Raw genomic sequence first — 9,434 nt, forward strand, 5'->3', positions numbered from 1 at the left:
CCTCCCGCCGTCATCTCACCGTTTCCCTCCCNCGGGGCTCGCGCCCTCCCGCCGTCATCTCACCGTTTCCCTCCCGTTCCGCAGCGCACCGTGGCCGCTCCCCAGTCGGCGTGGTCATGCGCGTTGCCGTCGCCGCCGTCGGTGACCCGCAGTCGGAGCCGCTGCGCGCCCTCGACCCGGGCCTCCACCGGTACGGCCGCGTCCGAGCCGCGCACCGTCTCACCCCGGTACACCCGCTCGCCGTCGGCGTAGACCTCGAAGACGACGCTGCCGTCGGCCCCCACCTCGTCGTCCACGCCCGTCCGCGCGGTGAACGTCGAGCAGTTGCCGCCCAGGAAGACCTCGACCGTGGAGTCGGCGTGGGTGCCGAGGCCGCGCTCGTAGGCCGTGCCGTCGATGGTGAGGGTCTTGCCGTCGCCCGGCGCGGACTCGCCGTTGCTGCGGTCGCGTTCGACCGGGCCCCAGCCGTTGTCCGCGGTGATGAAGTCGAGCGTGGACACCGCCACCTCGCCGCGCGGCGGGGGAGGTGTGCCGTCGATCTCGGCCGACGCCGAGCCGCTCACCCGCGCGCCTCCGGCCGAGGTGGCGCGGACATCGGCCACGGCGGGCCGCGGACCGTCCGGGCTGCCCTCACCACGGCTGATCGTGGTCCGTACGGTCGCGGTCCGGCCCGCCGCGAGGTCGCCGAGGTCGACGGTGCCGGGCTCGGCGGTCCACCCTTCGGCCAGGCCGAAGGAGGCGGTGACGTCGCGCAGCGGGGTGTCGCAGGGGTTGCTGACGGTCAGCTCGGCCGAGGTGGAGCCGCCCGCCGGCACCGTGGTGTCGGCGGCGGTGAGCTTCGCCTCGGGGGCGCAGACCACCGGGCCGCGCGGGGTGCCGGTGCGGGCCTCGGCGCCGGTCAGCGGGCGCAGCCGCAGGGTGTAGGCGTACTCCTTGGCGGGCCGCACCTGGTACTCGGGCAGCACGGTGTGGAACGTCTCGCTCACCCCGCTCACCGCGTGGTCCAGGTGCAGGGTGTTGCCTTCAGGGTCCTTGCGGAGGGCGAACGGGTAGGCGGCGCGGTCGATCCCGGTGTAGGGGGTCACCCCGGCCGAGAAGTCCCCGGACACCAGGAGCCCGCCGCTGCCGTCGGACAGCGAGGCCCAGCGGACGTCCTCGTGGTTCCCGTAGTCCTGCGGCTTGGTGTACCCGGCGAACTGCTCGTCCACGTCCGTGGAGTACACCCCCACGGGGGCGCCGTCCTCACGGTCGTTGTAGTTCTCCTGGGGCCCGCGCCCGTACCAGCTGAACCGGTCGTAGCGGTCGGGTATGCGCAGCGAGAGCCCGATACGCGGCAGATAGGGCACCTTGCGCGCCGCGCCCCGGGCCTCCACGCGGTGGTCGAGGCGCAGCTCCCCGGTGCCGCTGACGGTGTACCGCAGGGTCTGGGCGAACGAGGAGTCCCGCACACCGGGCGCGGCGGCCGAGGAGGGCACGGTGACGACGACCTCGCCGTTCCGCTCGTCCACCGTGACCTTGCCCGGCTTCGTGCGCAGCCGGTCCAGGCCCGCCTCGCGCCAGGGCCCCTCCTCGGAGCCGATCTCATTGCTGACCGGGGCGCGCCAGGCGTCCAGCTCGGGGCCGGAGCCGAGCAGTTCCCGGCCACCGGCCTTCATGGAGACCAGCTCGCCACCGGCCCGGTCGAAGCCGTAACTGAAGCCGTCGCCGGTGACCGTGAGGCGGTCGCCGGAGGTGGTGGCCTTCACCTTCCCCGGTGTCCGCGTCGGTGTCGTGCCCGCGAGCCCGCGGCCGCCGATGTCGAACTGCTCGACCGCCACCCGGTCTCCGGCCTTCGCCCAGGCCGTGTCCGCCGCCCGCACCGCCTCCACGGTCAGCTGCCGGTCGCCGTCCCTGGGGTTGGCGGGCGGCTTCGGCAGTTGGAGGGTGCTCCGCTCACCGGGGGCGAGGCCGAGGCCGCGGCTGCCCTGGGCCAGGGTGCGGGCGCCCTCGGTGACGCGCCAGCGCAGCCGGAGGTCGCCGGTGCCGGTGAAGGACCGCTCGTTGCGCACCTCGATCCGCCCCGCGCGGGCCTCGTCGCCCGAGATCCGGATCGGGGCGTGGACGGCCGCCATGGTGCGGGCCTCGGGCTGGACGGTGCGGTCGGACGAGACCACCCCGTCGACCCCGCCGGTCCCGGCGCCGTAGGACAGGAAGTCCCCCTCGCGGTCGAGCCGGTCGAAGTCGAGCGCGAGCACCGCGTCCGCGCTGGGGTCGGCGGCGAGCCGATCGGGGCTCAGCGCCTCGTGGTAGACGCGGACCTGGTCGACGGTGCCGTGTGCCATCCGGGTGCGGATGTTCTCCTGGTCGGTCTCCGGGTTGCGGCCGATGTTCACCGGCTGCGCGGAGTAGCCGACGGAGCCGGTCCAGTCGGCCGACGCGGTCTGCTTCCCGTCGATGAGCAGCCGGAGCGTCCGGCCGTCGTAGGTGGCGGAGACGCGGTGCCATGAGCCGTACCAATCGGCGGGGACATCGGCCGCGGCGGTGTGCCAGTCCCCGTCGCCGTAGACGGAGAACTCCAGGGTGTCCTTGTCGCGCATCTTCAGCGCATAGCTGTGGTCGCCCTTGGCGATCATGGTGAAGGAGCCGGTCCAGTCGGCGGGCTTCACCCAGGCGTCCAGGGTGAGCGCGTCCGACACCGCGTCCAGCTTGGCGTCGCGGTAGACCTCCACGAAGTCGTCAAGACCGGACAGCTCCAGCGCCTTGCCGCGGTGGCCCGCCACCAGACCGGGCTTTCCGGAGACGTACGACAGGATGTCGTTGCCGGAGGTGTCGGGGGTGGTGAGCAGTGGCTGGGTGATGTTCTGCTCCGCCCAGTCCCAGATGTAGCCGCCCTGGACCTGGGGGTACTTCCGCACCACATCCCAGAACTCCCGGAAGTTGCCGAGCGAGTTGCCCATGGCGTGGGCGTACTCACCCATGATGATCGGCTTGGTGGTGGCCTTCGCCTTCTCCTCCAGGCCCGAGGGGGAGGGGTAGCGCGGGCCCCAGACATCGGCGAACGGGGCGTCGCCGTCCGGGACGTTGGGCTGGTGGTAGACCGGCCGGGCCGGGTCCTCGCGGTCGAGGAAGTCGGCCATCGCGTAGTGGGCCTTGCCCAGTCCGGCCTCGTTGCCGGTGTCCCACATCAGCACGCTGGGATGGTTCTTGTCCCGTTCGTACATCGCGGTGAGGCGGTCCATGAACGCCGCCTGCCACTCGGGCCGTTCGGCCAGGCAGTCGTCCGGACAGGCGTCGTGGTGATGGGTCTCGATGTCCACCTCGTCGTCGATCCACAGACCGCGGGCGTCGGCCAGTTCGTAGAGGTACGGATCCGAGGGGTAGTGCGAGGTGCGCACGGAGTTGATGTTGAGCTGCTTCATCAGCGAGACGTCCGAGGCGGTGCGCTCCCGGGTGGCGTGGCGGCCGGTGTCGGGGTCGGTCTCGGAGCGGTTGACGCCCTTGACGAGGATGCGTTTCCCGTTGACGAGGAGCTGTCTGTCCTTGATCTCGATCTCGCGGAAGCCCACGGGTTGGGCGGTGGTGTGGGTGACCGAGCCGTCGGCGCCGGTGAGCCGGACGACGAGGGTGTAGAGGTGGGGCGTCTCATCGGTCCACTTGGCCGGGTTGGCCACGTCGGCGGTGAGGGTGGTGGAGCCACCGCTGCCGCTCACCGTTCCCGACATCGTTGTCACCTCGCGGCCGCGCGCGTCGTAGAGGGTGCCGAGGACCTTGCGGTCGGCCCCCGAGCGCTCCGGGCCCTTGGCGGCCACCTCGACCTCGGCGGTCAGCCGGGCGTCGCGGTACTGGCTGTCCAGATCGGTCTTGACGGTGATGTCCCGCAGATAGTCGGCCGGGGTGGAGTACAGCCCGACCGAGCGGAAGATGCCGGAGAACCGCCACTGGTCGTAGTCCTCCAGATGCGACCCCGAACCCCAGCGGTGGACCTGCACCGCGATGGTGTTGCGGCCCGGGTGCAGCCGGTCGCTGATGTCGAACTCGGCGGGGGTGTAGCCGCCCTGGTCGTAGCCCGCGTAGGAGCCGTTCACCCACACCAGATAGCCGCTGGTGACGCCCTCGAAGCGGAGGAACGTCCGGCGCTTCTCCCAGCTCTTGGGCAACTCGAAGGTCTTGACGTAGGCGCCGGTCGGATTGACGTCGTGCGGGACCTTCGGGGGGTCGTCCGGATACATCTCGGTGGGGATGTTCCGGAACACCGGATGGTCCAGGCCGTCGGTCTGCCAGGTGTGCGGCACGCTCACACTGCGCCAGCCGCCCTTGGAGGTGTCGTAGCCCTCCGCGAAGAAGTCCTTCGGCACCTCCTCGGGGCGGTCGGACATGTGGAGCTTCCAGGTGCCGTCCAGCGAGGCGGTCCAGCGGCTCTTGGTGCCGCCTTCGAGGGCCTCGGCGGTGTCGGCGTACGGGGTCAGCCGGGCGTGGGCGGGCTCCTGTCCGACCGCGGTGACCTCGGGGTCCTCCAGCAGTTCGTACGCATCCGCGGGGGGATCGGGGGCGTCCGCCGCTGCCGCCGGGGAGGCGGGGACGGCGAGCGCGAGGGCCAGGGCGACGGCGGCGAGCCGGGGGAACCGGGAGAGCCGGGGGAACCGGGAGGGCCGGGGGAGCGCGGGGAAGCGGGGGAGGGGGAGGCGACGTCGGGGGCGTCGGGGCATCTGGTGGTCCACCCTTCTGTGGGGTTGGAAACGCTCCAGAACGAACAGGCCCGAACATTAGCCAACGCACCCCCTCGCGCCAAGATGTCCCGCAGCACTCACTGCCGGCCCGGCGCGGCTACCGTGAAAGGAGTGAGGGCGGTGCGGGATGCCGTGCCGAGCGCGGTGGGCCGACGGAGGCACCGTGGGTATGGAGAGCGCGAGGAGTACGGAGTACCTGCCCCGGCTGCGGCTGGACGAGCTGCTGGAAGAGCTGCAGGTGCGCATCGACGGGGTGCGCGGCACCCAGGACCGGGTGCACAGCCTGCTGGAAGCGGTCCTCTCGGTCGGCCGGGAGCTGGATCTGTCGCATGTGCTGCGGAGGATCGTCGAGGCCGCGGTGGTGCTGGTGGACGCCGAGTACGGGGCGCTGGGCGTGATCGGCGAGGACCAGCGGCTGGCCGAATTCCTGCCGGTGGGCGTCGGCAAGGAGCGGGCCGAGGCGATCGGGCGGCTGCCTGCGGGCCACGGGTTGCTCGGCGAGCTGATCCGCCACCCCCAGCCGCTGCGGCTCGGCGAGCTCTCGGAGCACCCGGCCTCCTACGGCTTTCCGCCGAACCACCCGCCGATGCGGTCCTTCCTCGGCGTGCCCATCCGGGTGCGCGACGAGGTCTTCGGCAACCTCTACCTCACCGAGAAGCGCGGCGGTAAGGAGTTCGACGGCGAGGACGAGACGGTGCTGTCCACCCTCGCCGTGGCCGCCGGGGTGGCCATCGAGAACGCCCGGCTGTACGAGGAGGCCCGGCACCGCCAGCGCTGGCTGGAGGCGAACGCCGAGGTCACCCACAGCCTGCTGTCCGGAGTGGACGAGACCAGGGTCCTGGAGCTGATCGTCGAGCACGCCCGCCGGATCCTCTCCGCCGACCTCGGCGTGCTGATGCTGCCGGTGGCCGGCACCGACGAGCTGCAGGTCGCGCTGGCGGCGGGGACCGACGCCGAGGCCCACCGCGGTCTGGTGCTGCCCCGCCGGGGCACCTTCGGGGGCGCGGCCTTCACCGCCTCCGAGCCGGTCACCAGCACCGATGTCCAGAACGACCCGCGGATCACGGTCGGCCCGCAGCGCTGGGACGGGCTCGGCCCGGCCGTCGCGGTGCCGATGCGGACCAGGGACGGGGTGGGCGGGGTGCTCTCGCTGGCCCGGGTGGTGGACAGCCCCGCCTTCACCCAGATCGAGACCGACACCCTGCTGGGCTTCGCGGGCCAGGCGGCGATCGCGATGAAACTTGCCGAGCGGCGGCGCGACGCCGAGCAGTTGGCCCTGCTCGAGGACCGCGACCGGATCGCCCGCGATCTGCACGACCTGGCCATCCAGCGGCTCTTCGCCGCCGGGATGACGCTGCAGTCCACGCTGCGGTTCGTCCAGCACCCGGAGGGCTCCGAACGGCTGCTGCGGGTGGTGGACGACCTGGACGACACCATCAAGATCATCCGCTCGACGATCTTCGGGCTGCGCTCGCACGAGGCGGGCCCCGCCGTCCAGGGGCTGCGGGTCCGTACCGCCAAGACCATCGAGGAGGCCGTGCCCGCGCTCGGCTTCACCCCCTCGCTGCGCACCGAGGGCCTGGTCGACACCGATGTGCCGCGCTCGGTCGCGGACGACATGGTCGCCGTGCTGGCCGAGGCGCTGTCGAACGTCGCCCGGCACGCACGGGCCGACGCCGCCGAGATCTCCCTGATCGTGGCGTCCGGGCGGCTGACCCTCACGGTCACGGACGACGGGGTGGGCATCCCCGAGGGCGGCCGTCGCAGCGGCCTGCGGAACATGGCCGAGCGCGCCGAGAAGCTCGGCGGTGAGCTGGAACTCGGCGAGCCGCCGGGCGGCGGCACCCGCCTGGTGTGGGGCGTACCGCTGCCGGAGCGGTAGGCGGTGGCCGGGCCGGGGTGTGGGGCGACGCCCAGTGGCGCGGCGATGAGCGGTGGCCCGTGGCGCGGCGCGGGCTGGGCCGTGGCGCGGCGGACAGCGACAAGCCGTGGCGCGGCGGTCGGCGGTGACCTGCCTCGGCGGGTGGCGGCGCGTGCCTGGGCGGTGGCGGTGGCCGTGGCTGGGCGACAAGCGGGGCCCGGGCCGCGTCAGCGGCGTCCGTCCAGGGCCTCGGCCGTCGCGTCGCGCGGCGTGGCCGGGCCCACCGGTCCGTAACCCAGCCGGATCAGCATCTGCACATGGCCGGGCGCCGGGTGGGCGCCGCTCAGCGACCACCGCAGGTCCGACCACTCCAGCGCCTGGTGCAGCAGGGACGCCCGGACCGCGTGCGAGGTCGCCAGCAGCAGGACGTGTTCCAGCGCCTGCCCGGCCCGCAGCCAGTCGGTGCGCCGGTCCTGGTCCGTGGCCAGCACGGCGATGGCCGGCTGGGTCGCGAACGGAGTGGTGGGCCGGTCGTCGCCCCAGCTGCCGTCCGGCCGCGGGCCGAGGTAGCCGCGCATCGGCAGCCGCCCGGTGGCGTCCCGTGGGCCGAGGGCGGCCGGGGGGACGGCCGGGGGGATTCCGTACGGCCCGGTGTCGCGGACCCAGCTGCGGCTCTCGGCGAGCCGGCGCGGATCCCCGGAGACGCGCCGCTCCGCCTCGGCGGTCAGCCGCAGCAGCCATGCGGTCTCCTCGGGGTCCGCCAGCCGCAGCGTGGCCCCGTCTCCGCGCGCCGCCTCCGTCAGGTCGCACAGCACCCGCGCGGGCAGCCGGCGCGCGGAGTACGGGGAGCGGCTGCTGTGCCGCCGCCAGATGACGTCGTACAGGTCGTCGTGTCCGTCGTCGTAGCGCCCGGCGCGGTCGGCGGGCGACGCGGCCAGGCGCACCGTGGCCAGCAGATCGGGCTGCGACCGGTACGGCAGCAGCTGGACCACCGGCTCCCAGCCGAAGTGGGCCACGGCGACCCGCAGGTTGAACACGGCGGCCCCGGCGGAGACGCTCAGCGCCCGGCCCAACGGATCGGCGTACCGCGGCGCCCGCTCGGGGGCGGCCCGCACCTCCAGGGAGACGGTGTCGGGGTTCAGGCGGTAGCGCCAGGGCTGGGCGTTGTGGATCGAGGGAGCGGCCACGGCCGCGGAGATGAGCTTCTCCAGGATCGCCGCGTCGAGCATTGCGGGCTGCATCGGGGTCCTCTCCTCGCCGGTGGGCCGTCGGTGGCTGGTTCGTCAGGGGTACGTTCGTCAGGGGTACGGGCGGGGCCCTACGGCCCCCGGGCGGGCCTCTACGGCCCCCGGGCGGGCCTCTACGGCCCCCGGGCGGGCCCCGGGTCATCGCGGGTGCTCGTCGGCGGGGCCCGGAGCCGAGTGGGTCGCCAGCACCGCCGCCTGGATGCGGCGCTCCACGCCCAGCTTGGCCAGCAGCCGGGAGATGTGGTTCTTGACCGTCTTCTCGGACAGGAAGAGCCGTTTGCCGATCTGCCGGTTGGTGAGCCCGTCCCCGATGAGCACCAGGATCTCCCGCTCGCGCGGGGACAGCCCGGCCAGCACCTCGTCCCTCGGCTCCTGCGGGGCGGTATCGCCCCGCAGGGTGCTCATCAGCCGGGCGGTGGTGGCCGGGTCCAGCATCGACTGGCCGGAGGCCACGGTGCGCACCGCCGAGACCAGGTCCGACCCCTTGATCTGCTTGAGCACATAGCCCGCCGCCCCGGCCATGATCGCGTCCAGCAGGGCATCGTCGTCGTCGAACGAGGTCAGCATCAGACAGGCCAGACCCGGCATACGGGAGCGCAGCTCACGGCAGACCGTGATGCCGTCCCCGTCCGGCAGCCGGACGTCCAGGATGGCAACGTCGGGCCGCAGCGCCGGGCCCCGGGCCATCGCGTGGTCCACGGTCCCGGCGTCGCCGACGACCTCGATGTCCGGTTCGGCGTCCAGCAGGTCGTGCAGTCCGCGCCGGACGACCTCATGGTCGTCGAGGACGAACACCCTGATGGGCGTCGCCGGTGTCGCTCGTGTCGTCTCGGTCTCGGTCATGGGCTCTCGCACCGTTCGTCCGCCGTACGCCCGGCCCCCGGTGGGAATCCTGGCGCAGCAGGTCAGCGCGGTACCAGGGCCGAACGGGCCCCCAAGGGGGCTGCCCGGCCCTCGTCCCGCCCTCCCCGCGCGTGCGACGGTCGCGGCATGGGCACGGAAGTGCGGGGGCGGCGGTTGTGGCGGTGGCGGCGCAATCCGCTCAGACGCCGCTCGGACGTGATCGAGGCGTGGGTCGTGCTCGTGACCGGCCTGGTGATGGCGGTCGGCGGCCCGGCGGCCGGGGTGGCCGCGGGCACCGCCGTGGACGCGTCGCTGCGGCAGGAGCGGGCGGACCGGCACCGGGTGCCCGCGGTGCTCAAGGAGGACGCGCCCGTCGCACAGCCCGCCGCCGACGGCTCCACCACCGGCCAGGTGCGCGCGATCGTCCGGTGGACCGGCCCGGACGGCGCCGTCCACACCGGTACGGCACGGGTGCACGAGGGGAGCAAGGCGGGCACCGCCACCGAGATCTGGACCGACGGCCGGGGTCGCCTGGTCCAGCGGCCGCCCACCCCCGAGCAGATCGCCACCCGCGCGGTGCTCGCCGGGACGTCCGCCGCGGCGGGCGTGGGCGCGGTGTCGCTGGCCGGACGCGGCGTGGCGCGCTGGCGCCTGGACCGCGCCCGCGCCCAGGAGTGGGGCCGCGCCTGGGCCGAGGTCGGCCCCCGCTGGAGCCGCCACATCCGATGACGGACGGCCGCGCCCGGCCGGCTTCCGCGCGTGCCGCACCGCCGGCCG

5 protein-coding genes are annotated in these 9,434 nt (G+C 73.7%); 2 read left to right on the plus strand and 3 right to left on the minus strand.

Annotated features, from left to right (window positions below):
- Nucleotides 1-59: 59 nt before the first annotated feature.
- A complete protein-coding gene (locus IEJ02_RS26015; protein WP_191067082.1) occupies nucleotides 60-4,685 on the minus strand; it encodes a glycoside hydrolase family 2 TIM barrel-domain containing protein in 4,626 nt (1,541 codons plus the stop codon).
- Nucleotides 4,686-4,875: 190 nt separating this feature from the next.
- On the opposite strand from IEJ02_RS26015, the gene IEJ02_RS26020 reads away from it, so the two are divergent.
- Nucleotides 4,876-6,588, plus strand: coding sequence for a sensor histidine kinase (locus IEJ02_RS26020; protein WP_191067096.1), 1,713 nt, complete (start codon nucleotides 4,876-4,878; stop codon nucleotides 6,586-6,588).
- 206 nt (nucleotides 6,589-6,794) lie between these two features.
- Here IEJ02_RS26020 and IEJ02_RS26025 read toward each other — a convergent pair whose 3' ends face one another.
- Together IEJ02_RS26025 and IEJ02_RS26030 are read right to left on the minus strand one after the other, a co-directional pair.
- On the minus strand, nucleotides 6,795-7,808 hold the full coding sequence (locus tag IEJ02_RS26025; RefSeq protein ID WP_191067083.1) for an Acg family FMN-binding oxidoreductase: 1,014 nt from the start codon (nucleotides 7,806-7,808) through the stop codon (nucleotides 6,795-6,797).
- A 144-nt stretch (nucleotides 7,809-7,952) separates the two neighbouring features.
- Nucleotides 7,953-8,657 (minus strand): response regulator, encoded by a 705-nt coding sequence (locus IEJ02_RS26030; protein WP_191067084.1) that lies wholly within the window; start codon nucleotides 8,655-8,657, stop codon nucleotides 7,953-7,955.
- Between the two features lie 147 nt (nucleotides 8,658-8,804).
- Between IEJ02_RS26030 and IEJ02_RS26035 the strand changes: the two genes are divergently transcribed.
- Nucleotides 8,805-9,386: an Rv1733c family protein gene (locus IEJ02_RS26035; RefSeq protein WP_223864416.1), complete on the plus strand. Its 582-nt coding sequence runs from the start codon at nucleotides 8,805-8,807 to the stop codon at nucleotides 9,384-9,386.
- Nucleotides 9,387-9,434 lie beyond the last annotated feature (48 nt).

It is taken from the genome of Streptomyces sp. 5-10, assembly GCF_014712245.1.
Taxonomy (GTDB): Bacteria; Actinomycetota; Actinomycetes; order Streptomycetales; family Streptomycetaceae; genus Streptomyces; species Streptomyces violaceusniger.

Coding starts and splice junctions, on each gene's coding strand:
- IEJ02_RS26020 (WP_191067096.1), top strand. CDS start 4,876: ATGGAGAGCGCGAGGAGTACGGAGTACCTGCCCCGGCTGCGGCTGGAC.
- IEJ02_RS26030 (WP_191067084.1), bottom strand. CDS start 8,657: ATGACCGAGACCGAGACGACACGAGCGACACCGGCGACGCCCATCAGG.
- IEJ02_RS26035 (WP_223864416.1), top strand. CDS start 8,805: ATGGGCACGGAAGTGCGGGGGCGGCGGTTGTGGCGGTGGCGGCGCAAT.
- IEJ02_RS26015 (WP_191067082.1), bottom strand. CDS start 4,685: ATGCCCCGACGCCCCCGACGTCGCCTCCCCCTCCCCCGCTTCCCCGCG.
- IEJ02_RS26025 (WP_191067083.1), bottom strand. CDS start 7,808: ATGCAGCCCGCAATGCTCGACGCGGCGATCCTGGAGAAGCTCATCTCC.